Origin of the sequence: Bacillus sp. SG-1 (genome assembly GCF_000181495.1) — a bacterium.
Classification (GTDB): Bacteria; Bacillota; Bacilli; order Bacillales; family Bacillaceae_B; genus Rossellomorea.
In genome coordinates, this window is the sequence record NZ_ABCF01000014.1 from 36,392 (window position 1) to 60,826 (window position 24,435).

Annotated in this window: 23 protein-coding genes; 20 read left to right on the top strand and 3 right to left on the bottom strand. The window is 42.3% G+C overall.

The genetic code is table 11. The annotated features are described in order from the left end of the window. Positions 1-104 precede the first annotated feature (104 nt). Positions 105-662 carry a 16S rRNA (guanine(966)-N(2))-methyltransferase RsmD gene (gene rsmD, locus BSG1_RS09275; protein ID WP_044022676.1) on the top strand — a complete coding sequence of 186 codons (558 nt, stop codon included), beginning with the start codon at positions 105-107 and terminating at the stop codon, positions 660-662. A 69-nt stretch (positions 663-731) separates the two neighbouring features. Beyond that, complete coding sequence (gene coaD, locus BSG1_RS09280) at positions 732-1,214, top strand: pantetheine-phosphate adenylyltransferase (RefSeq protein WP_044022677.1); 483 nt, start codon at positions 732-734, stop codon at positions 1,212-1,214. Between the two features lie 421 nt (positions 1,215-1,635). Here coaD and ylbJ read toward each other — a convergent pair whose 3' ends face one another. Further along, positions 1,636-2,880 carry a sporulation integral membrane protein YlbJ gene (ylbJ, locus tag BSG1_RS09285; protein WP_006836751.1) on the bottom strand — a complete coding sequence of 415 codons (1,245 nt, stop codon included), beginning with the start codon at positions 2,878-2,880 and terminating at the stop codon, positions 1,636-1,638. A 171-nt stretch (positions 2,881-3,051) separates the two neighbouring features. Here ylbJ and BSG1_RS09290 point away from each other — a divergent pair, with 171 nt between their 5' ends. Continuing rightward, on the top strand, positions 3,052-3,834 hold the full coding sequence (locus BSG1_RS09290; RefSeq protein ID WP_006836752.1) for a patatin-like phospholipase family protein: 783 nt from the start codon (positions 3,052-3,054) through the stop codon (positions 3,832-3,834). A 6-nt stretch (positions 3,835-3,840) separates the two neighbouring features. After that, a complete protein-coding gene (locus BSG1_RS09295) occupies positions 3,841-4,878 on the top strand; it encodes a SepM family pheromone-processing serine protease (RefSeq protein WP_006836753.1) in 1,038 nt (345 codons plus the stop codon). Positions 4,879-5,115: 237 nt separating this feature from the next. On the opposite strand, the gene BSG1_RS09300 is transcribed toward BSG1_RS09295, so the two are convergent. After that, positions 5,116-6,330, bottom strand: coding sequence for a nucleotidyltransferase (locus tag BSG1_RS09300; RefSeq protein WP_006836754.1), 1,215 nt, complete (start codon positions 6,328-6,330; stop codon positions 5,116-5,118). A 150-nt stretch (positions 6,331-6,480) separates the two neighbouring features. Between BSG1_RS09300 and BSG1_RS09305 the strand changes: the two genes are divergently transcribed. The 4 genes from BSG1_RS09305 to BSG1_RS09320 all read left to right on the top strand — a co-directional run bounded on the left by BSG1_RS09305 (position 6,481) and on the right by BSG1_RS09320 (position 9,734). Next, positions 6,481-7,020, top strand: a complete 540-nt coding sequence (locus tag BSG1_RS09305) for a YceD family protein (RefSeq protein WP_044022678.1) — start codon at positions 6,481-6,483, stop codon at positions 7,018-7,020. A gap of 62 nt (positions 7,021-7,082) precedes the next feature. Beyond that, positions 7,083-7,256 carry a 50S ribosomal protein L32 gene (gene rpmF, locus BSG1_RS09310; protein WP_006836756.1) on the top strand — a complete coding sequence of 58 codons (174 nt, stop codon included), beginning with the start codon at positions 7,083-7,085 and terminating at the stop codon, positions 7,254-7,256. A 971-nt stretch (positions 7,257-8,227) separates the two neighbouring features. After that, the gene (locus BSG1_RS09315; protein WP_006836757.1) at positions 8,228-8,995 is read left to right on the top strand and encodes an enoyl-CoA hydratase/isomerase family protein; all 768 of its coding nucleotides are present in this window, start codon (positions 8,228-8,230) and stop codon (positions 8,993-8,995) included. A 109-nt stretch (positions 8,996-9,104) separates the two neighbouring features. Continuing rightward, the gene (locus BSG1_RS09320; protein ID WP_006836758.1) at positions 9,105-9,734 is read left to right on the top strand and encodes an RsfA family transcriptional regulator; all 630 of its coding nucleotides are present in this window, start codon (positions 9,105-9,107) and stop codon (positions 9,732-9,734) included. A 100-nt stretch (positions 9,735-9,834) separates the two neighbouring features. Here BSG1_RS09320 and BSG1_RS09325 read toward each other — a convergent pair whose 3' ends face one another. Continuing rightward, positions 9,835-10,308 (bottom strand): N-acetyltransferase, encoded by a 474-nt coding sequence (locus tag BSG1_RS09325; RefSeq protein ID WP_006836759.1) that lies wholly within the window; start codon positions 10,306-10,308, stop codon positions 9,835-9,837. Positions 10,309-10,565: 257 nt separating this feature from the next. On the opposite strand from BSG1_RS09325, the gene BSG1_RS09330 reads away from it, so the two are divergent. From BSG1_RS09330 to BSG1_RS09385, 12 genes are all read left to right on the top strand, one after another. Beyond that, positions 10,566-11,912 (top strand): acetyl-CoA carboxylase biotin carboxylase subunit, encoded by a 1,347-nt coding sequence (locus BSG1_RS09330; protein ID WP_006836760.1) that lies wholly within the window; start codon positions 10,566-10,568, stop codon positions 11,910-11,912. A gap of 26 nt (positions 11,913-11,938) precedes the next feature. Beyond that, entirely contained in the window at positions 11,939-12,151 is a 213-nt protein-coding gene (locus BSG1_RS09335) for a biotin/lipoyl-binding carrier protein (protein ID WP_006836761.1), read from the top strand. A 76-nt stretch (positions 12,152-12,227) separates the two neighbouring features. Next, positions 12,228-13,766 (top strand): acyl-CoA carboxylase subunit beta, encoded by a 1,539-nt coding sequence (locus tag BSG1_RS09340; RefSeq protein ID WP_044022679.1) that lies wholly within the window; start codon positions 12,228-12,230, stop codon positions 13,764-13,766. 190 nt (positions 13,767-13,956) lie between these two features. Continuing rightward, positions 13,957-14,850, top strand: a complete 894-nt coding sequence (locus BSG1_RS09345; RefSeq protein ID WP_006836763.1) for a 2-dehydropantoate 2-reductase — start codon at positions 13,957-13,959, stop codon at positions 14,848-14,850. Further along, positions 14,850-15,236 (top strand): DUF3397 domain-containing protein, encoded by a 387-nt coding sequence (locus tag BSG1_RS09350; RefSeq protein WP_006836764.1) that lies wholly within the window; start codon positions 14,850-14,852, stop codon positions 15,234-15,236. The genes BSG1_RS09345 and BSG1_RS09350 overlap by 1 nt, the downstream gene beginning before the upstream one ends. Positions 15,237-15,335: 99 nt before the next feature. Beyond that, entirely contained in the window at positions 15,336-16,955 is a 1,620-nt protein-coding gene (bshC, locus tag BSG1_RS09355; RefSeq protein ID WP_044022680.1) for a bacillithiol biosynthesis cysteine-adding enzyme BshC, read from the top strand. A 477-nt stretch (positions 16,956-17,432) separates the two neighbouring features. Further along, positions 17,433-17,864: a division/cell wall cluster transcriptional repressor MraZ gene (gene mraZ, locus BSG1_RS09360; protein ID WP_006836766.1), complete on the top strand. Its 432-nt coding sequence runs from the start codon at positions 17,433-17,435 to the stop codon at positions 17,862-17,864. A 77-nt stretch (positions 17,865-17,941) separates the two neighbouring features. Beyond that, complete coding sequence (gene rsmH, locus BSG1_RS09365; RefSeq protein ID WP_006836767.1) at positions 17,942-18,874, top strand: 16S rRNA (cytosine(1402)-N(4))-methyltransferase RsmH; 933 nt, start codon at positions 17,942-17,944, stop codon at positions 18,872-18,874. Positions 18,875-18,900: 26 nt separating this feature from the next. Continuing rightward, positions 18,901-19,263, top strand: coding sequence for a cell division protein FtsL (gene ftsL / locus BSG1_RS09370; protein WP_006836768.1), 363 nt, complete (start codon positions 18,901-18,903; stop codon positions 19,261-19,263). Beyond that, complete coding sequence (locus BSG1_RS09375) at positions 19,260-21,473, top strand: penicillin-binding protein (protein WP_006836769.1); 2,214 nt, start codon at positions 19,260-19,262, stop codon at positions 21,471-21,473. Before ftsL ends, BSG1_RS09375 begins: the two co-directional genes overlap by 4 nt. Positions 21,474-21,722: 249 nt before the next feature. Continuing rightward, positions 21,723-23,639, top strand: a complete 1,917-nt coding sequence (locus BSG1_RS09380; RefSeq protein WP_269479315.1) for a stage V sporulation protein D — start codon at positions 21,723-21,725, stop codon at positions 23,637-23,639. 305 nt (positions 23,640-23,944) lie between these two features. Continuing rightward, a partial coding sequence (locus tag BSG1_RS09385) for a Mur ligase family protein (RefSeq protein WP_044022681.1) occupies positions 23,945-24,435 on the top strand: 491 nt, incomplete at its 3' end.

Genomic DNA, 24,435 nt, shown 5'->3' on the forward strand with positions numbered 1-24,435 from the left:
CTGGAAATTCAACGAAATTCATCAAGTATCGACGATAAATGGCAAAAGATGTTTGAATATGGTAGGATATAAAAGAAATAAATACATATTCAGTGGTGAATGAAATGAGAGTAATATCTGGCGAATGTAAAGGCAGACCGTTAAAGGCGGTGCCTGGGAGCGGTACAAGACCGACAACAGATAAAGTGAAAGAAGCGATCTTCAATATTATCGGCCCTTATTTTGAATCAGGCACCGGCCTTGACTTGTTTGCAGGAAGCGGTGGTCTTGGAATAGAGGCGCTTAGCAGGGGCTTGGAAAAGGTCATTTTTGTAGATAAAGATTTTAAAGCAATGCAAACAGTCAAAAGCAACCTGGATTCTTGCGGCTACAACGAAAAGAGTGAGGTTTACAGGAATGAAGCGGGAAGAGCCTTAAAAGCTGTAAACAAACGAGAGTTAAAGTTTCATTATATCTTTTTGGATCCCCCTTATAAGAAACAGAAACTACAGGAATTGCTCGAAGAAATTGAAGAAAACGATTTATTGATTGAAAGCGGTTACGTAGTATGTGAACATAGTTCCGATATTGTACTTCCCGAAGACATCGGCAGCCTGAGAACCATTAGAAAAGAGTCATATGGAATTATTGGAATTACCATATACCAAAAGCACGTAGAATGAGAAGAATTAAATAACCACAAAGGTCTTTCTAAGATGCAAAACCTTTTAGAAGAAACGGAGGCTGCAAGAATGTCAAGTATAGCTGTCTGCCCTGGAAGTTTTGATCCGATTACTTACGGACACTTAGACATCATAACCCGCGGGGCGAAAGTTTTTGATAAATTGTACATAACTGTATTAAACAACTCATCCAAAAAACCAATGTTTTCAGTGGAAGAAAGAATGGAATTAATCAGGGAAGTAACCAAGGATATCCCTAATGTTGTTGTCGATTCATTTCAAGGCCTTTTAATGGACTATGCCAAAAGTGTGAATGCTAATGCCATTCTGCGCGGGCTCCGTGCCGTTTCGGACTTTGAATATGAGATGCAGATTACATCGATGAACAGGGTTCTGGATGAAAGTATTGAAACATTTTTTATCATGACTAATAACCAATATTCTTTCTTAAGTTCTTCAATCGTAAAAGAAGTCGCTAAATATGATGCGGACATCTCGGAACTGGTTCCAAAACCGGTGGAAATCGCTTTACAGGCAAAAAATCATAGCTAGTTATGAACAAGCTGCAACGTAATCTGTGCAGCTTGTTTTTTGGTGCTTTAGAGTTCAAAAGCTGGATGTTTGTATAGGGCAGGAACCTTTAGAGCGATTCTAAAGACCAAAAGGGAGCTAAATCCAGAGGTAAAGTGTTCTTAGAGAGGTTCTAAAGACTAAAAGGGAGACAAATATAGAGAGAAAGTGTCTTTAGAAGAATTCTAAAGACCAAAACCTGCAAGCAAACCGAAAATGAAACAATATCCTTGCCGAGACAACACCGATCAACTCATTATAATTAACCTGCCAAACTGGACTTTCCCTCAAGTCCATTCCAAAATGGACTTAAACACAAAACCCCCAAAAGAAGGCTGCTGAAACAGCATTCTTTTGGGGGTTCTTTTATCGAATTAGAGATGTATCGCCCCATGCTTCTAACCTAGACCTTGGAGTTTTCCCTAATTCTGAACATATAAAGGATGATATAAATCATTAACGAAATCAAGGTGAACACAGGTCCCCACTCCTTCATTCGCAGAAAGGCCTGTTCCCAGAAGTGCCAGTCCAGATTATTGAAGACAGGGACGGCGTTTGAAGGCTTATCTTGATAAAATTTCACGTAAATCGGTTTCCAAATAAGTATTGTAATTATAGCAGCTGCTATTCCGTGAATTATCCGCGCGATAAAGAAGGGACGAAAGCGGATATCTGATTGTGCTAGGATGCTTGCTACTTGAGCCTGTACACTGAAACCGCTGAATCCAAGGACGAAGCTAATAATAACGGCTTGCTGAAGGAGTGTTGCCGAGTTGACTCCGCTGGTCATCTGGCTTCCCAGTGTGATTTCAAATAACCCGGATATGAACGGAAGAGTCAAATCTGCCGGCAGCATTAACATACGGAAGAACATGTTCAATGCATTTGCAATGAATGGAGTTATCTGTAGATGAAATAGCAGTTTATTGATGACTGAAAATAAAATGATAAACCCGCCGATCAGGAGCAGTGTTTGGATGGATGAGTTTACTGCATCACCAAGTTGTTTTCCGATAGGCCTTTTTTCTTTCATCCTCGTTCTATGAAGGGCTGATAGGGCTTCTTTTATAGGAAAGATTTTGTTTGACGTGGTATTGGTTTTGCTCTCCTCTTTCCGCCCGTGGAAACTCATGATAAGCCCGACGCAAACATTCCCCAAGTAATGGGCACATGCGAGAATGATCCCCAGATGAGGATTGTAGAAAAATCCAATTGAAACAGCTCCAAAGATGAAAAGTGGATTAGAAGAGTTGGTGAATGATACAAGTCTTTCTGCTTCAATTTGAGTTAGTTGTTTTTCCTGTCGCAGACGGGTTGTCAACTTGGCACCTGCAGGAAATCCAGAAGCCATACCCATAGCCCATACAAATCCCCCGACCCCAGGAACCCGGAAAAGCGGGCGCATAAGGGGCTCCAAAATGACGCCGATAAATTTAACAACACCAAACCCAATGAGCATTTCTGAAATAATGAAAAATGGCAGTAATGACGGGAATACAATTTCCCACCACATATTAAGTCCCCGGATGGAAGCTTCGAAAGATTCTTGAGGAAATATAATAAGAGAAGCGGCGAGAATTGTCACTGAGGCCGCTAAAGTAATTGTTTTCAGTTGTGAAACATTCAATCTGTTCCCCCCCAGAACCATATCAGAAAGTTCATGTTACTTGTCTTGTAGATACTGTAAATAGTGTTAAAATGGAAGTATATTTTCATGGAATGGCAATCACACCTTGTCCTCATATTATTGAAATATACTCATAGACGCTTAAAATAGACCATAAGATGAGAACAATCGAAGAAAAAAGGGGGAGCCCATGTGGACCAGCCAAAAATTGGCTTAGCACTTGGTTCAGGCGGTGCAAGAGGTTTTGCCCACCTTGGAGTGCTGATGGCTTTAGAAGAAGAAGGCATCCCTGTAGATATGATTGCGGGCAGCAGCATGGGGGCACTCGTCGCCTGCTTTTACGGTGTAGGACATAATATGGAGGATTTATATAAATTATCTACTGCATTCAGAAGGAAATATTATCTCGATTTCACTGTGCCGAAGATGGGATTTATCGCTGGTAAGAGAATCAAGCAGTTTGTCCGGCTGTTTACCCATAACAAAAATATTGAGGACCTCCGCATACCGGTATCAGTCGTAGCCACGGATCTTACAAACGGGGAGAGAGTAGTCTTTAAGCAGGGGCCAATAGCAGAGGCAGTCAGAGCAAGCATTAGCATACCTGGAATATTTGTCCCTGAAAAGATAGATGGGAGGCTCCTGGTCGATGGCGGGGTCATTGACAGGGTTCCGGTCTCCGTGGTACGAGACATGGGTGCCGATATCGTCATCGGGGTCGATGTCGCACAGGTTAAGCAGAATGCTGAAATTACAACTGTATACGATGTTATTATGCAGAGCATCGATATCCTTCAAAAAGAAGTCATACGCCATCGGGACCTTAGTGCAGATTTTATGATCAGGCCTGATGTTGAACAGTACAGTTCAAGGGCATTCAAAAATACGGAAGAAATCATTGCCGTTGGTGAGGCGGAAGCCAAGAAATTAATTCCTTCAATAAAGAAAGCGATTGAAGAGTGGAAGGAGAAGTAAAAGTTAGTGTCACAAAAAAAATGGATCCGTATCTTAGTCATCATGATGATACTTATTATAGGAAGTTCATTCTATTACTTGCCGTACTATATCACAAAGCCAGGAAGTGCCAAAGACCTTGATCCGATGATAGAGGTCGAGGGTGGTTTTGAGGACGAAGGAAAGCTGATGCTTACGACTGTAAGGATGGGGAAGGCGAATATTTACACCTATTTAATTGCCTCAATCAAGAAGTATGAACATATCTATCCTGTGGAGGAAATCAGAAGTTCAGAGGAAACGGAAGATGAATACAATGTCAGGCAGCTGCATCTGATGGAAACTTCCAAATTGAATGCCATTGAAGTTGCTTTTCAACATGCTGAAAAACCTTATTCTTATGAGTATAAAGGAGTGTACGTCTTGAATGTCTATCCTGGAATGCCGGCTGATGAAGTGCTGGAACCCGGTGATAGGATTACAGCCATCGACGGAAACCTTTTCAGCTCTTCTCAGGAATTTATTGATTATATCAGTAAAAAAACTGTCGGGGAGACGGTGGGAATAACTTTTACCAGGGATGGAAAAGAGCATGAAAAGCAAATTTCGCTTGCGGAGTTTTCAGCTGGTGAAGGGAAAGTCGGATTGGGTATAGGACTGGTGGATGATAAAGAAATTATTACGACACCTAAAGTGACAATGGACACTGAAAAAATAGGCGGGCCTTCTGCGGGATTGATGTTTAGCTTGCAACTTTATAATGAGCTAGTAGAGAGGGACATCACCCACGGAATGGAGATTGCTGGCACAGGTACAATTTCTGCAAATGGAACAGTCGGAAGAATAGGGGGTATTGAACAAAAGGTCATCGCTGCTGATAAAGCAGGGGTAGACGTTTTCTTTGCGCCCATGGACATTATTCCCGAACGTATCCAGAAATCGAATCCCGATTTAAAGCCAAACTATGAAGAAGCTTTGAAAACGGCTGAGGAAATTGGTACTGAGATGAAGATCGTTCCTGTAAAGACTTTCGAAGATGCCCTCGAATATTTAGATTCTTTGTAAGAAGTCTTAAAGTTATTGTTTTATTCCAAAGCTGAAGTTTCTTACGTGGGTTCATTAGAGTGGGGGCTGTGAGACTTCCTGCGGGATTAAGGACATCACCAACACCAAGCCCCTAAGGTCTGTAGTCACTTTGAAGGCGTCTGCCCGTCGGAGTACCACAGCTGCAGCGAAGTCTTACCATTACAGCCATATTAAAAGAACTGAACTCAGCCTGAGTTCAGTTCTTTTTGCTTCCATCTAGTTCTGTATGAAAATAGGAGGCTGTTTAAATTCCTGTTGAAGCAAGTTGTTCTGTATTGCAGGGTCCGAAGCTGCCATTGCGTAGACTTCAGAAGCTCTTATATCAAGGGAGACTTGTTCCTGATCTGTACCTCCGAGCTTGCTGATCAGCGGCAAACAAAGTTCCTTCTTATGAAGGTTTAGATATTGCCTGCCGGCAGCAGTCATGCCGAGAAGGCGGATATATGTTGGAGAGAGTCCTGTGTTCATCTCTTTCTTCGTGGTGTTCGTTAGAATGTGAAGGGCCATACGCTGCAGCCTTGTCCATGTGTACCTTTTCGTTTTGACTCTTTCCATGAATTCCTGAAAGCTTGATGAAGTTTGCATCGCAGCTTTAAACCGATTTTCAATCCCTTCTTCGATTTCATAGATGTCCCTCAGCTGCTCGCCGGAGGAAGAAAGAATCCTATACTTTAAGAAAGGAAAGTATCGTTCCCAATCATGAAGAACGCCGTATGTATCCTGGTATGCTTTGATTTCTTCCATCGTTGCTTCCGGGATGAAAGAATGGATGGATCCGACATTTCCATTCTTTTTTCGGATTTCCCTTCTGATGCTGGTAGCACTGGCAATTGTGTCATCAGTAAAGTTTTCATCGTGATAATTTGCATTTTTTCTGCCGAGAGTATAGGCTTTCATATTAGAGCCTATTGAATTGCGTGCTTGGATATAATGATAACCAAGAATGTTGTTAGGCAGTGACAGATCTACAAGTGAGTCTTTATTAAGGCTGTGAAACGCTTTTGACAATGCGGATGGATAGCTCATGCCCATTTTAATATATTCCTGGACAAAAGCATTATACTCCTGATCATTCTCATCAAGATACTTAACCGTGTCTTCAAAAGCGTTAATGTTTCCTGACTCACTGCCGAAACAAAACGCTGAACATTTCATGGCATCCAATAATGTTACAGAGCCTCTGGCGAATACTTCAGCATGCTGTGTCGCAAAGGCGTAGGGCAATTCGATTACAATGTCTGCACCCGACTTTAATGCCATCTTTGTCCGCGACCATTTTGACACAATAGCCGGTTCGCCGCGCTGAAGGAAGTTGCCGCTCATGACAGCTATGATCAGATCGGCATTTGTCATTTTTCTCGTTTCTGATAGGTGATGGAAATGGCCGTTATGAAACGGATTATATTCTACAATAACGCCCGCTGCTTTCATTTCTTTTTCACATCCTTTAAAATGGGTGGTAAATACTTATACTTACAAGTTATAATTACAACACTATACTTGTAAAGAGTGTAAAGAAAAAATATTGACAAAAGGTATTATGAAAGCTATAATTACCTTTGTTGCCTTGAGGTGATTACATTGAAATGGTCAATAATTCAATTGCAAAAGTTTCGTGACAAGGGACTGACCCTGGATGAAACGCTTGATGCAAGTGAAGTTAAAAAACTTGATCCTCAGATACGTGATGTTTCTCCAATCCAAGTAACAGGAAGAGCAGACATTAGTTCTGAAAAGGTGACCTTCCATCTTAATATTGAAGGTGAACTTGTTCTTCCTTGCTCAAGAACGCTGGAAGATGTCCATTTTCCGGTTGATATTGACACGGTCGAAACATTCTTATTAAAAGCGAATGACTATGATCAGTATGAAGGGGAAGAAGTGCACAGGATCCAGGGAGATGTCATTGACTTGATGCCTGTCATCAAGGAACTGCTCGTTCTGGAAATTCCGATGCAAGTTTTCAGCGAAAAAGCAAAAGAGGATGATAACCTCCCTTCCGGCAAGAATTGGGAAGTCATTACTGAAGAACAGGCCAATCAGGCGGAAGAAGAGGAAGTGAAAGTCGATCCTCGGCTTGCAGGTCTGGCGAAGCTTCTTGAACAGGACAAGAACTCTTAAAGCGCGTGAACCAGCTCGTTCTGGATTCATCATAACATATCTCTGTAAGGAGGTGGGAAGAAATGGCAGTACCTTTTAGAAGAACTTCTAAAACAGCAAAGAGAAAACGCCGTACACATTTCAAGTTAAATGTACCTGGTATGGTTGCATGCCCGAATTGCGGGGAAATGAAACTAGCTCACCGTGTATGTAAAGAGTGCGGTACTTATAAAGGAAAAGAAGTTGTAAATAAATAATTTTATTTACAGCAAAAAAGCGTGAAGAGACCATGGGTCTTCACGCTTTTTTTATTATTGAGGAAATTATCCGGGGATAACCTCTAACCGGGTTAACCACTTCAAGGTTAGATGTCGGAAGTTACATGCCAACTGACAAGAAGGAAAACACAGCCCTCCTCTGCAAGAAGTATACTGAAAAGGAAAATTAGCTGTTTATTCCCTTAAGTACATTTGCCAGGCGGACAATGGGTCACATCTTGATGATTACGTAATCTCACTAGTCCATTACCTCATTAAATGAGCCAACATCTCGAGGAATCCTGAATCACAATGGTCCGATAACCCTCTAAACGGACCAACATCTCGAGGAATTCTGAATCTCAATGGTCCGATAACCCACTAAATAGGCCAACATCTCGAGGAATTCTGAATCACAATGGTCCGATAACCCTCTAAATGGGCCAACATTTCGAGGAATTCTGAATCTCAATGGTCCAATAACCCTCTAAATGGGCCAATATCTTGTGGAATTCTGAGTCTCAATGCTCCATTAACCCTCTAAATGGGCCAACATCTCGGGGATTTTTGAATCACAATGGTCCGATAACCCTCTAAATGGACCAACATCTCGAGGAATTCTGAATCACAATGGTCCGATAACCCTCTAAACGGACCAACATCTCGAGGATAACTGAATCTCAATGGCCCAAAAACTCATTAAACGGGCCAACATCTCGAAGATTACGTAATCTACCGGACCAATACCTCAATACATGGTCCAACATCTCAAGAATTACATGGGAAGTGCGCTTTTTTGTCTGCGTCCTGAATCTTACCAGTTTGAAGGCTTATTGAGTGTTCTGTATAAATGTAATCTTGTATTATAGTGGAAGAAGGGTTTCTAAAAGTGGTACTCACTGACCATATTTTAATAGCGACTTACTAGTACATATATTCATTAGTTCACAAAGGGAGGATTTGAAAAGACTATGACAGGTTACCGATTGGACAGGACCGGGGAAGGCGCTCTTATTTTTACGATAACCAGGGAAGAGAAACGGAATGCGATCAATTACGAAGTGATGGACGGATTGAAAGCAGCGATCCATGAAGCTGCTGGAGATGACAACATTAAAGTGCTGATTATTACCGCCGAAGGTGAAAAGGCGTTTTGTTCAGGGGGGGACCTGGATACTTTTCATGGACTCCGGACAGAAGAGCAAGCTTATTCAATGTTGAAGAAAATGGGGGACATACTCTATCAATTGGCTGCGCTTCCAAAAATAACTGTTGCCCTTATAAACGGAAGTGCGGTAGGTGGAGGTTGTGAAATTGCGGCTGCATGTGATTTCAGGGTAGCGCGTATGGGCGCGAAAATGGGTTTTATCCAAGGGAGGCTCGCGATCACAACAGGCTGGGGCGGCGGGTCCCTGTTGATGGAAAAGCTGGCGTACCCTCATGCCCTCTATCTTTTAGGAACAGCTGGACTCTACACTTCTGAACGGCTGTTTGAAATCGGATTCGTCAACGAACTGCTTGAAACTCCTGATATTTCATCGGTCCTTCAGTTTATGGAAGGGTTTCTGACCAAAGATGTTCGTGTTTTGGCTGCCTATAAAAAAGCAGCGACAGAAAAATGGGAGTCTGCACAACTCCGTGAAAGAATGGAAAAGGAAATCAGACAGTGTGCTAAATTATGGGAAAAAGAGGAACATCATGCGGCAGTAGATAAATTTCTATCTAAGAGGCTCAATTAAAGTGCCCATGAATCAAACACTTTAAAAATATTGAGGATTATATATTCTATCTTTTCTACCATAAACATAAGTATGGATTAATAAATAAATTCATACAGGAGGGATAGAAGTGACATCTAATAGACAAGATGCCTGGAGTCAGGATGAAGATTTATTGCTTGCCGAGGTGGTCCTTCGTCATATCAGGGAAGGGGGGACACAGCTGCAGGCATTTGAAGAAGTTGGACGAAAACTATCCAGGACAGCAGCGGCTTGTGGTTTTAGGTGGAATTCCTTTGTCCGCAAACAATATAAATCCGGGATTGAACTTGCCAAAAGACAGCGCAAAGAAAGTAAAAAACAGCCTGTACCTTCCCCGGCAAGAGAGGTTAAGCAGCCTGATGTTAAGCATGAAGTGGCATCAGCGGATAAAAAGGTAGAGCCTCAATCCAGCAAAGTGACATTGAATGGGGTAATTGAATTTCTTGAGGGTCTGAAAGACAATTTGAATCAAGATAAAGAGTTAGAATCGGCCTACAAGAAACTAGAAGAATACGTGGGAAAAATAGAACAGCAATTAGAGAAGCTCAAGGAAGAGAATTCAGTTTATAAAGAGAAACTGGAATTGCTTGAGGAAGATCACCAATCCTTGCTCTCTATATTCGAAAAGGCTCGTAAAATGGCTTTGCTTCAAGAAAGTGATGATAAAGTGAAGTTTCAGATGGATAAAAACGGAAACCTTCAACGGCTTCAGAAATAATGAAGGATATCAATGAAGGGATAAATGAAAAAGGCTGACTAACACGTCAGCCTTTTTCATTGAACCACTCGTAGAAGAAGTTAAATGACCTAAAGAACGATTAATGTTTTTGTTCGCTTACACCTTCCGGAAGCCAAATAAGCGGGTTTTGGCCCAGGTCTCTTTCCATATCATAAGTGACCTTCTCAAAGCCCATTCTCTCCCAAAAACCGTGTGATTGAATTCGTGGGTTCGTTTTAATAGCCATATTAAAACTTTTGGCGAAATCTACCAGTACTTTTCCGTATCCTTTCCCCTGGTATGCAGGCAATACTTCGAGTTTCCATAGTTCAAGGTAGTTCTGCGGCGGATCGAAATAGAGATCATAACGTGAATCTCTTTCATATAGGCTCATCCGGGCAATGAGAGTATCTCCAAAGTAAATACCGTAAAATGGGGACTCGCTGTTATTTTCTATAATATTTGATTCGAGATCTTCAAACATGGAAAGTTCCTGTACCCCATATTCTCTAAACTTCTTAAATTCTTCCAGTGTTTTGTAATTTACTTTGAGCTTCTCAACTTTTACTGTCATAGCTGGTACCTCCTTGAGCAATTAAAATGGTGTATACCTTCTTATCATGCATGAATAAGATTTAATAAGAAGATTCTATTCATCGGTTTTTCAATCATTACTATATTTGAAGATTATGATATTATCATTATATAACAAAAATACAAAAAATTCTGCACTTAGTAAAGAAAGCGTTTGCAGTTTTAGGAGGATTTTTTGTTTTTTTGTAGAAAGCTATTAGTAGAATAAGTATCTGATGATAAGAAAGGGGATATGTTGTGCAGAAGATTTTAGTGGCAAACAGGGGAGAAATTGCTTCAAGAATTATCCGTACATGCAGGGAAATGGGTATCGAAACTATTGCTATCTACTCAGATGCAGATAAAGATATGCCTTATGTAAAAGAAGCTGACAATGCCTTCCGCATTGGCGAGCCGCCCGTGAATAAATCGTACTTGCAAAGTGACGCGATATTGGATATCGCGCGCAGAGAAAACGCTGATGGGATTCATCCGGGTTATGGATTATTATCCGAAAACAGCGAATTCGCAAGAAAGACAAGAGACAGTGGAATAACGTTTATCGGACCATCAGCGGAAGTTATGGAAATGATGGGAGATAAAGTTGCTGCGCGGAAGACAATGCTGGCTGCCAACGTTCCTGTTGTGCCTGGAAGTGATGGTGGAGTCGCTTCAATAGAGGAAGCCAAAACCGCTGCAGAATCCATCGGTTATCCGGTAATGCTGAAGGCGAGCAGCGGAGGCGGCGGAATCGGGATGATCCGCTGTAATGATGAGCAAGCGCTCGTTCAAAGTTTTGATTCTACTAAAAACAGGGCAAAAGCATATTTCGGACATGACGAAGTTTTCCTGGAAAAGTGTATCGATAATGCAAGACACATTGAGATTCAAATTTTCGGGGATGAAAAAGGCAATATCATACATTTATTCGAAAGAAATTGTTCTGTTCAGAGGCGTAACCAAAAGGTGATTGAAGAGGCACCATCACCACAATTGTCGCAGGATGCTAAAGAAAAAATGTATGAAGCGGCAGTCCGGGCTGGAAAAGCAGTGAACTATGTCAATGCCGGTACAGTGGAATTCATTGTGGATAATGATGAAAATTTCTACTTCCTGGAGATGAATACAAGACTGCAGGTTGAGCATCCGGTTACTGAAAGTATCACCAATCTTGACCTGGTGAAATGGCAAATCCTTGTCAGCAGAGGAGAAGAACTGCCGATTTCAACGCAAGAAGGAATCGTGAGTGAAGGGCATGCCATTGAATTCCGTGTATATGCAGAAGACCCGAAAACGTTTTTCCCTTCACCAGGAAATATATCGTCCATTAAATGGGGGGGAACTGAAAACACACGCATAGACAGCGGGTATGAAGAAGGTAATAGTGTAACACCTTTTTATGATCCGATGATTGCCAAAGTTGTCGTCCGTGGCAGTTCCCGGGATCACTGCATCACCGAGGCGGTCAAGTTTTTTGATGAAACGGAGATACAAGGCGTAAAGACCAACATCCCTCTTTTCCGAGATCTTCTGAAGGAAGAGAATTTTAAAGATGGTTCATATAATACAGCTTGGCTTAGTTCAAGGCTGGCAGTCAATAAATAACAGCTACTTATTAGGAGGAACTGACTATGAAAGAAATTACAGCATCAATGGCAGGTACCGTATTAAATGTGTTGGTGGAAAACGGCGCAGAGGTAAACAGCGGCGAGACGATTCTTATGCTTGAATCAATGAAAATGGAAATCCCTGTAGAGGCTGAAAGCTCCGGAAAGGTTGCTGAAGTAAAAGTGAATGTTGGGGATTTCGTTAATGAAGGCGACGTCCTTGTTACGTTTGAGTAAATCTTAAGGGCTCTTCCAGGAGACGATCAATTGAGGTATACCTTGATTGGCAACTGATAACAAAGGGGGATTTTTTGTGTCTCAGAAAACATATGAACATGTACTTGAAGAAAAAAGGGAGAAAATTTCAGGCGGCGGCCAGCAGAAATACCATGAAAAACTGAAGGAACAAAACAAACTGTTCGTCAGAGACCGTTTGAATCTGTTGTTTGATAATGGAGAATATCAGGAAGATGGCATGTTTGCCAATTGCCAGGACGAAGATTTGCCGGCTGATGGAGTCGTGACTGCAACCGGTAAAATCGGTGGCAGGACGGTCTGTGTCATGGCAAATGATTCCACTGTCAAAGCGGGTTCATGGGGAGCTAGGACGGTTGAGAAAATTATCAGAATACAAGAAACAGCCTTGAACCTTAAAGTGCCTATTCTTTATCTTGTTGACTCAGCAGGAGCCAGGATCACGGATCAGCTTGAAATGTTTCCTAATCGCAGAGGGGCAGGGAAGATTTTTCATAACCAGGTAAAGATGTCAGGCATGGTTCCGCAAATTTGTCTGTTATTCGGACCATCAGCTGCAGGAGGAGCCTACATACCTGCTTTTTGTGATATCGTCATTATGGTGGATGGTAACGCATCAATGTATCTTGGATCCCCGCGAATGGCTGAAAAGGTAATTGGCGAGAAGGTGACGCTTGAAGAAATGGGTGGTGCGAGAATGCACTGTTCTGTCAGTGGTGTCGGTGATATGCTGGCATACTCTGAAGAAGAGGCCATCAAAGCAGCGAAAGATTACTTATCTTACTTTCCTTCAAATTACCTTCAAAAGCCAGCCGGCATAGAAGGTGTGAAGCCTAAAGAGGGCAGAACCTTAGAACAAATCATACCAGAACATCAAAACGCTCCTTTTGATATGTATGAGTGCATTGATTCATTGATCGATGAAGGAAGCTTCTTTGAAATGAAGAAGTTATTTGCACAGGAGATTGTTACGGGCTTTGCCAGAATCGATGGAAAACCTGTAGGAATTATTGCCAATCAGCCGAAAGTGAAGGGTGGAGTCCTTTTCGTTGATTCTGCTGATAAGGCGGCTAAATTCATTACTTTGTGTGATGCATTCTCAATTCCTCTGCTTTTCCTTGCTGACGTGCCGGGCTTCATGATCGGAACCAAAGTAGAGAGAGCAGGCATTATCAGGCATGGTGCAAAACTTATTGCAGCGATGAGTTCAGCGACGGTGCCGAAAATTTCTGTTATTGTCAGAAAAGCTTATGGGGCAGGATTGTATGCAATGGCTGGTCCGGCATTTGAACCGGATGTATGCATTGCCCTTCCTACAGCACAAATTGCGGTCATGGGACCGGAAGCTGCTGTTAATGCTGTGTATTCAAACAAAATTCAGGCCATAGAAGATCCGAAAGAACGGATTGCCTATGTTCAGGAAAAGCAGAAAGAATATAAAGAACACATAGACATTTATAAGCTGGCTTCTGAAATGATTGTAGATGAAATCACAGGACCAAATGAGCTTCGCGGTGTATTGATTGATCGTTTCAAATTGTACGAAACAAAAGAAGTGGAGTTCAGCACAAGAAAACATCCGGTATATCCGGTTTGATCAACCAGGGCTTAACCTACAGATGATAGATCTGGGGTTGGCCCTTTTTTAAATGTTGTATAGTCTTCGGTGGGGAGTTGGAGAGGAAAGGGTAAGAAAAGCTTTTCAGAATGCGTATGAGTGTTTCCTGCCACTCGTGTAAATGGTAGAATATTCTTAGAAAGAAAATGAACCGGATCGAGGAGATCATATGAAAGTAGGCATTATCGGCGGCGGGGCAATCGGCCTGCTCTTTGCTGCTTATCTGGGAAAAAAGCAAGATGTTACACTCTTTGTGAAAAGTCCCGAACAACAGGATAGTATAAACAGCATGGGAATCATTCTCCGTCATCCTCATACATATGAAACTGTCATGATAAAAGCTGTAACGGACTATGAAAACTTATCAACTAATGATTTGATTATCATAGCTGTCAAGCAGTATCACCTGTCTGCTCTTTACGAGACTTTAAAACATATTCCGGCTGATACTCCTTTATTATTTTTACAAAATGGTATTGGACATTTGACCCTCCTTGAAAAACTCCCCCACTTGCATCTTTATGTCGGAACCGTTGAACATGGGGCGCTAAGGCTTGCAAAGAATGAAGTTGCTCACAAAGGCAAGGGAAAGACGAATGTTGCAATTTATCGAGGCAGTGATCAGGTCCTTGAAAGATTATCGCAAGAAAGCATCGACTTTCCCGTTCGCGTGCAGCCTGAGTATGAAATTATGCTCTTTGAAAAACTTGCGGTTAATGCTGTCATTAATCCATTGACAGCCGTATTGGGAGTACGGAATGGACGGTTGATTGAAAATGAGGAGTTTAAATCCCTCGCTGAATCCGTTTTTGATGACATCACCCGCCTCTACCCAAGGTTCATGCATGTCATTGATTTTAAGGACATAATAACGATTGCATACAAAACCAGAGAAAATACATCCTCTATGCTTGCGGACCTCCAGGCAAAGAGACAGACGGAAATTGAAGCTATACTGGGGGCTATGGTGGATGAAGCGAAGCGTCAGAACATTTCTCTATCCATTATTCCAACCCTGTATAAAATGGTGAAGGGACTTGATAAAGAAGGGAGGAAAGGATAGTGACTTCTTTTATTTCGTGGGTTGCTGCAGCATTCACTCTTGTGCCTTTTCTAGGCTATTTTGCTGCCTTCATTGTAATGAAACAAATTAGCGGGAACCATAGAAAAGCGGTGAATGCTGCTGTTGATATTACCACTTTTCTCTTGTTTTTCTCAGTCCATTTCATCATTGTCGCCATTTGGGATCGATCTTTGCTCTGGCTGCTTACCCTGGTACTTTTAATCGGCACCGGATTACTTTCGGTTATTCATTGGAAGGTAAAAGAGGAAATTGAGTTCCGCAAAGTACTGAAAGGAGGGTGGAGGCTCGGTTTCCTGCTGTTCTCCACTGCTTACGTCGTACTCCTGTTTTATGGGATTGCTTCCAGAATTGCCTCAACCTTTTAATTCATTTTACAAATAAACGGCAGGCAAGTTTTTTCCTTTTATTGTTGTGGAATGCTATACTACGAACAGTAGAAGATGGAAGAAAAGGAGTCATATTATATGGAACTGGAAAGCCTATATATTCCAGCAACAAATCGTTTTGCTTCATTATACTTACAGCAGGAACCTCCTGTAACTTCTTTTTTTCATTACAACCTGGCCGATCCCAACCTATATGCTAAAAGAGTCACAGAGTTGAAGGAGAGGGACTTTCCAAGGGCAGCTCTGGTTAAGATTATTGAAGGATACATGAAACCTTTTCCTTCCAGCAGGGCAGTTGAGAGATCACTGGGAAAATTAAAAGAAGATGCCTCAGTAGTCATAGGAGGCCAGCAGGCAGGATTATTAACGGGTCCGCTCTATACAATACATAAGGTTATTTCAATCATTAAGCTTGCTAAGGAGCAGGAAGAAAAATTGCAATCCCCGGTGGTGCCTGTATTCTGGGTCGCTGGTGAAGACCATGACTATTTGGAAATCAATCATGTTCATACTGAGCGTAATGGAAAACTTGAAAAGACAGGGTACCCTGAGCGCGCAACGGATAAGAGGATGACGAGCGAGTTCATCTATGACAAAGAGATCATGCGAAAATGGGTCCATCAGGTAATCCATCACTTTGGTGAAACTGAATTTACCAAAGGAATATTAATAGACCTGGAAGACGCAATCCAGAGGTCCGGATCGATTGTTGAGTTTTTCAGCAGTATTATTATGTCACTCTTCAAAGATTACGGGCTTCTGTTGATAGATTCTGCTTACCCACCACTAAGAGAACTGGAAAAGCCTTTCTTCCTTCACTTGATGGAAGGCAGCAGCACTATAACGGAAAAGGTGAAAGAGCAGCAGAAGATTATTTCAGAAAACGGATTCCCTCTAACCATTGAGTTGAAAGAGAATGCAGCAAACCTGTTTATCACGGAAAATGGGGAGCGGATTCTTCTTGAACGGGATGGCAATTCATTCAGGGGGAAAAATGGGGAAATCCGCTATCCACACAGTCAGCTTGAGGAGATTCTTCACTCAGAACCCCATAGATTCAGCAACAATGTTGTTACAAGGCCCTTAATGCAGGAATGGCTGTTTCCGACCCTTGCATTCATAGCAGGTCCTGGTGAAATAGCTTATTGGGGGGAACTCAAGCAAGCCTTCGAATGGGCTGGGTTTAAGATGCCTCCTATCGTGCCAAGACTGAATCTCACCATCCTTGAACGGGATATTAGCAAAGGCATGGAGGAATTGGGCCTTACTCTTGATTCTGTGTTAAAAGATGGAGTGGATAAGGAGAAACAGCAGTATTGGGATTCAGTAAAGGATGTTACCTTGGAAGGTAACATCGATGATGCTGAAAAAGAACTGATGAAATCCTATGAAAAAATCCTTCCTAAAGCTACTGGTATTGATAAGGGATTGGCGACTATCATTGAGAAGAACCTTGCTTTTCACAGGCAGCAATTCGATTATCTTCGATTAAAGGCGAATCAATCCCTGATGGGCAAGCATGAAGTGAAGCTCTCTAAATTCGATAAAGTTCAGACCTCATTAAAGCCGTATGGATCCCCACAGGAACGATTATGGAATTTGTATTACTTCCTGAATAGGTACGGAGATGATTTCATTAAAGAGTTAATGGATCTGCCTCTGGAATTTGACGGAAAACACAAAGTTGTAAAAATCTAAGTAAACATAGGAAGAAGGCGATGAATGACATCATCGCCTTCTTCTTTTTTGTTTTTGTGTAAAATGTGGGGACTTGGCTGCTCCAAGATCACTAAAATATATTTCGTGCTGTTTTAATTTGATAGGTATCCATCCTTTCAAGAGGTTTCCGTATAAATTTAACCAATGCGTTTAGGTTTGATTGGAGCGGAAATCATCTTACCAATTATTAAAAACAACAACTTTGACGATACCAATACAAGTTACATTTATCCTCGAGGCTCATATAAATTAGGCCAGGTATCGAAAAACTTGCCTTTATTGTGGATATACCCGCCTGCCCACAGCTGAGATGCTGCAGAAATAATGAATCGGAGAATTAATAAAATAAAGCTTGAAAATAAGCAGGAATTATTGTAAAGAAAAAGAAATTAATTTATATGTGGAGAAAAGTGGGGGAATGTGGTACATTTGTGTTAGAAAGTGGGGGCAGTGGACATGTTCATGGGTGAATATCAGCACAACATTGATAATAAAGGCCGTTTGATCGTCCCGTCCAAGTTCAGAGAGCATCTTGGTGATGCCTTTGTATTAACCCGCGGACTTGATCAATGTTTATTTGGATATCCACTTGAGGAATGGAGAGCATTGGAAGAAAAGCTCAAGTCCCTTCCACTGACCAAGAAAGATGCACGTGCTTTCACCCGATTCTTCTTTTCAGGAGCAACTGAATGTGAATTGGACAAAACCGGCCGCATCAATATCCCCTCCACACTTACGGATTACGCAAGGTTAGAAAAGGAATGTGTAGTATTGGGAGTTTCCAATCGAATTGAGATTTGGAGCAAGGCTTTATGGGAAGACTATTTCTCACAGTCAGAGGATTCCTTTGCAGAACTCGCTGAAAATATGATTGGTTTTGATATTTGATCGTACCTGCAAAACAACAAGCGATTAGGAAATAGACTTTACTAAAACATGAAGTTCGATTGGAAAGGTGAATTAAAATGTTTGAACATACAACAGTATTGCTAAAAGAAACAGTGGATGGACTGGACATCAAAGAGGATGGCGTTTACGTTGATTGTACTCTTGGCGGTGCAGGACACAGTGAATATTTGGTTTCGCAGCTGGGTGTTACAGGTAAACTGTATTGCTTTGATCAGGACCAGACAGCGATTGACCATGCAAAAGAAAAGCTTGCCCCGTACCTGGATCGGGTAACATTTATCAGGTCCAATTTCCGTTTTATTAAAGAGGAGCTCGCAGAACGGGGAGTCCATCAAGTGGACGGTGTCATGTTCGACCTTGGGGTTTCTTCCCCGCAGCTGGATACGCCTGAAAGAGGCTTCAGCTATCACCACGATGCCCCTCTCGACATGAGAATGGATCTTGAAGGAGATTTGACGGCTCATGAAGTGGTTAATCAATGGCCGTATGAGAAACTTGTCAGGATTTTCTTCCGTTATGGAGAAGAAAAGTTCTCCAAGCAAATTGCCAGAAAGATCGAAGCGGCGAGAGAAATCAAATCTATTGAGACGACAGGGGAATTAGTCGATCTGATCAAGGAAGGCATCCCTGCTCCAGCGAGACGAAAGGGCGGACACCCAGCCAAACGTGTATTTCAGGCGATCAGAATTGCTGTTAATGATGAACTGGATGCCGTTGAAGAAGCTCTTGAAAAATCAATTGAAATTTTGAAACCGTCTGGAAGGATAAGTGTTATTACCTTCCACTCACTTGAAGATCGTATTACGAAAACCTTATTCAAGGAAAAGGCTTCTGGACCGGACCTTCCGCATGGGCTGCCAGTAATCCCGGATGCATATAAGCCGGAATTGAAATTAGTAACACGTAAACCGATCCTTCCAAGTGAAGAGGAATTAGAGAGAAATAATAGAGCTCGTTCTGCGAAATTAAGAGTAGCGGAAAAGGCTTAGAATAATAAGAGGAGGGAGTAGAGAGAGTGAGCAATTTAGCGAGAAAGTATAGAGAGCAGACAATCCAACAGCCGCAGCGTCAACAGGAAACGATCCCGGTAAGAGAAGAAAGGCCGCTGATTACTCCTGGAGAAAAAATTCTTGCAGCCATCATCGGTGTGGTGTTTTGCTTCATGGCCGTTAACATCATATCAACCCAGTCTTCCATCTATAAAGCCAATAAAGAAATCCAGATTGTACAGTCACAAATCGAAAAGCAAGAAAAAGCAAACAATGATTTAAAATTGCAAGTCAGTGAACTTAGTACATACGAGAGAATCTTGGAGAAAGCGAAAGAACTCGGCCTTGATTTAAAAGAAAAGAATGTTAAGGTTGTGCAGAATCAATGAAAAAGAGACCGGGAATGAGAATTGGAGCAGCCATCCTTTTTGGATTTTTCGGCCTGCTCTTTTTTGTTTTAATGGTGCGGTTTGTCACCATCCAGGTGACGGGCGAAGCTGACGGAAAAGTACTGGCCGCTCAGGCTGCCAAAAAGTATCTGAAAAGCGGGGTCTTGGAAGCGACTAGAGGAACGATCTATGATCACAAGGGAGAAGTCATTGCTGAAGACACTTCCGCATATACGCTTGTAGCGATACTGGATGAATCAGTTTCAAAAGACAGCGAAGAACCTAAACATGTGGAGGATCCCCGCAAAACTGCTGAGGTTTTAGCTTCTCATTTAGAGGTGGATCAAAATACCCTGTATGAACGTCTTTCAAAAGGAATTGACAAAGATTTGTTCCAAGTGGAATTTGGAAGTGCAGGCAGAGGGATTTCCCATCAGATGAAACTTCAAATTGAAGAGGAAAATCTTCCGGGTGTTACATTTATAAAGGATTCTAAGCGATTTTATCCTAACGGGGTATTTTCTTCCCATTTGATTGGCTTTGCCCAAAAAGAAGATAATGAGGATAATACAACCGAAATCGTCGGCAAGATGGGGATTGAAAAAAGTCTGAATGAATACCTTTCTGGAAAAGACGGAATGGTGAAATACGACAGTGATAAATGGGGGTATATACTACCTCAGACTGAAGAGCATGTGACACCTCCACAGAACGGAAACGATGTGTACTTGACAATCGATAAGAAAATTCAGACTTTCCTTGAAGAGACCATGAGCAAGGTAAATGACCAATACAAGCCCGAGAGGATGCTTGCGGTTGTGGCTGATCCCAAAACCGGAAAGATCCTGGCTATGGCTCAGAGACCGACATTCCATCCGGATACCAGAGAAGATCTGATATCATGGCAGAATGAAATAGTTGAAGACTCTTACGAACCTGGTTCAACGTTTAAAAGTTTCTCCTTGGCTGCCGCAGTAGAAGAAGGGGTGTTTGCCCCGAATGCATACTATGAATCTGGTAAATACTTTGTAGAAGGCAATCCCGTTCCCATTCGAGATCATAATGGTGGACAAGGCTGGGGAAGCATTACCTATCTCGAAGGTGTGCAAAGGTCCTCAAATGTTGCATTTGCAAAGATGCTCGATGAGATCGGGGCAGAGCGCTATCTGGAATATCTGAATGAATTCGGTTTTGGCCAATTGACAGGGATTGATCTGCCGAATGAGACACCGGGAAAAATTCTTTATCATTATCCGATTGAGAAATATACGACAATATTTGGACAAGGAACAACTGTTACTCCTTTGCAGATCATTCAGGCAGAAACAGCTATAGCGAATAACGGTAAAATGATGAAACCTTATGTAATAGAAAAAATAGTTGATTCTGACACGAAAGAGACCATCAAGCAAACAGAGCCGGAAGTTGCCGGGACTCCAATATCGGCAGAAACTGCTAAAAAGGTAAGGGAATATTTAGCCACCACGGTAACTTCCGATGATGGGACAGGACAGAAATTTGCAATAGAAGGATACGATGTTGCTGGTAAATCAGGTACTGCACAGATACCGGACTATGAAAACGGGGGGTATCAATGGGGAAAAGAAAACTACCTTTTCTCTTTCTTAGGTATGGCCCCTGCGGATGATCCGCAGTTGATTGTGTATGTCGCAATTGAAAAGCCGGAATTGAAAGTGACTGAAATTGGCTCAGATCCAGTATCAGGGGTCTTCAATCCGGTTATGCTGAACAGCCTGAAATACTTGAACATCAAGCCGGAAGAAAGCAAAACCCTGAAGAAAGCAGAGTTGGCTGATTTAACGGGTGAGTCTGTAGAACAAGCAAAAAAACAACTGGAAGAGTCAGGGCTCCGACCGGTGGTGATCGGGGATGGTCAAACCGTTTCAGAACAGTCAGCCTCCCCGGGGGATGTCATGCTGCAAGGAGAGAGAGTCGTGCTTAGGACAGAAGGGAATTTAACCATACCTGACATGAAAGGCTGGTCGGTAAGGGATGTCCTTAAAGTGACGAAAATGGCAAACCTGGAACTGAATATGGTAGGTACAGGATATGTAACGAAACAAAATATTAAACCTGATTCCACAATCAAGGAATCTGAACCGCTTGTTGTCACTTTCCAGACTCCAGAGCAGCAAATGGAAGAAAAAAAGAAAGAAAGTGAAACGGACGAAGTAGCTCCATTAAATTAATTCTAAAGGCCGGGGAATATTCTCCGGCCTTTTTGTGCCTTTTGAGCCAGTTACTCGCACAAAACGCCACTTTTGTACCCAGCACAAAAACCTTTCTACCCGTTAAAAATGCCTCAGTGATAAGCATGGGGCCCTCCCATTGAAATTCCACGTTCCCAAGCAGAAATTCCTCCACCTGTTGGAATTACAACATACTTTCCAAGGGACAGGCATATAATGGAACGAGCCAAATAAGGGGAGGTTCTGCTAGTGAAAAGGGTATCGAATGTGACGGTGAGGAAGAGACTTGCGTTTGCTTTGATAATGGGAATATTAATTTTTGCTGTTATAGATGTAAGGCTTGGATATGTTCAGTTTTTCATGGGGGACAAGCTGACAAGTTGGGCAAAAGATTCCTGGAGCAGAAATATCCCTTTCGAGCCTGAGAGAGGGAAAATTTTAGATAAAAACGGAGTGGAGCTTGCGACAAACCAAAGTGCGCCGACTGTCTTTGTGGTGCCGAGGCAGATTACGGATCCAGCTCAAACGGCGGAGAAGCTTGCGGCGGCACTTAACCTTCCTTTGGAAGATATCTATAAATATGTGACAAAATCTGCTTCCATGGTAAGAATCAATGAAGCAAGGAAGATTTCTTATGAAAAAGCAAAGGAAGTGCGAGACCTCGATCTCAAAGGGGTTTATATAGCGGAAGATTCGAAGAGGTATTATCCTTTCGGAAGTTATTTATCTCATGTGCTTGGATTTGCCGGTATTGATAACCAGGGGCTGATGGGACTCGAGCTTTTTTATGATAAAGAACTAAGCGGGGAGGGCGGTTCCGTTAAATTCTTTTCAGATGCTAAGGGTAAACGGATGCCTGACATGGCGGATGATTATGAAGCTCCAGTTGACGGTCTGGATTTGAAACTGACCATTGACACGAAGGTTCAGACGATCATAGAAAGGGAGCTGGATATTGCTGAAGCAGCCTATAATCCAGATGGGATCATTGCCATTGCGATGGATCCTAATAACGGGGAAATCCTCGCTATGTCCAGCAGGCCGACATTTGATCCTGCAAACTTCAGGAATGTCCCGCAGGAAATCTATAACCGCAACTTGCCAATATGGAGTACCTATGAGCCGGGGTCTACTTTTAAGATCATTACATTGGCAGCTGCACTTGAGGAAAACAAAGTGGATCTCCAAAAGGAAAAGTTCCATGATTCGGGTCACGTGGAAGTAGCCGGTTCAACTCTTCATTGCTGGAAACGTGGTGGACATGGTACACAGACATTCCTGGAAGTTGTTCAAAATTCCTGCAACCCGGGGTTCGTTGAATTGGGTGAAAGACTTGGCAAGGAAACACTTTTTAAGTATATTAAGGACTTCGGATTCGGTCAGAAAACAGGGATTGACCTTCAAGGAGAAGGAAAAGGGTTGTTATTCAACCTTGATCGTGTTGGACCGGTCGAACAGGCAACAACAGCTTTCGGCCAAGGTGTTGCCGTAACGCCTATCCAGCAGGTTGCAGCCGTATCGGCAGCAATAAACGGAGGTACCCTTTATCAACCTTATGTGGCAAAAGAGCTTGTAGATCCTGAAACGGGTGAAGTGGTCATGAGGAACACTCCTCAGGCAAAGAAACAAGTGATATCCAAAGAAACATCCGAGCAGATCAGATATGCCCTTGAAAGTGTAGTTGCCCAAGGAACAGGAAGAGGGGCATTTGTAGAGGGATATAGAGTCGGCGGGAAAACGGGAACAGCACAGAAGGTAAAAGATGGCCGTTACATGGAAAATAACCATATCGTTTCCTTCCTTGGATTTGCCCCTGCCGATAAACCGGAAATTGTCGTTTATCTTGCGGTGGACAATCCAAAAGGGACGGTTCAATTCGGGGGAGTAGTAGCTGCTCCAATCGTCGGTAATATCATTGGTGACAGCTTGCGTGCGATGGGTGTGCCTCCTAGAAAAAATCAGATCGAAAAAGAAACTACATGGCTGGACACACCTCTTCTGGAAACTCCCGACCTTGTAGGGTTGACCCGGAAAGAACTACAGCAGCATTTGTTTAACCTAAAGCTTGATATAAGCGGCAGTGGCGATAAAGTTGCAGCACAGTCACCGGAACCAGGTGTCAAGATCAAAGAGGGCGGCACAATCCGTATCCAGATGGCAGAATAAATTTTAGTGAAGCTTGTTACTGGGACACGGCGGATTCAAACGCGTTGAGACATATCATAATCCAACAAAAACTAGTTGCTGAGCCTGAAGCCGAAGTGATGCCATTTATTTCGGTTTCAGGCAATTCAATGATAGGACTCATTCTTTTAGGGTTTTAATCATAATGTTAGAACATGGGGGATATTCTTCATTGTGTTGGATATTGCTTAGTACGTCATGAACTAATCTCAAAGGTTGATAGATTTCGTGCGTGTTTTTCTGTAAAATAAAAAATGGTTGTTTTACATACATGAGGAGTTGAAATGATGAAATTGCAAACTTTGCTGGGAGTATTGCCGTTTTACTCGACCAGGGGCAAGGGAAATCCTGATATTGCAAACTTAAAAAACCATCATAAAAAAGTTCAGAATGGTGATTTATTTTTTTGTATTAAAGGATCCGAAGTGGATAGCCATACTCTAGCAAAAGAAGCAGTTCTCTCCGGTGCAGCCGCAGTTGTCTCCGAGCGGGAATTAGAACTGGATGTCCCGGTGATCATTGTGAAGGATTCAAGGAGAGCGATGGCGGTTCTAGCTGATTACTTTTACAAGCAGCCTACTAAACAGCTTAAGCTGATTGGGGTGACCGGTACAAACGGGAAGACAACTACCACGCACTTGATTGACAGGATTTTCAGCCTTAATGGTGACAAAACAGGTTTAATCGGCACCTTATATGTGAAAACAGGAGATGAAGTGATAGCCAGCAAGAATACAACCCCTGACAGCCTGACGCTACAGCAGCTTTCAGCGAGTTC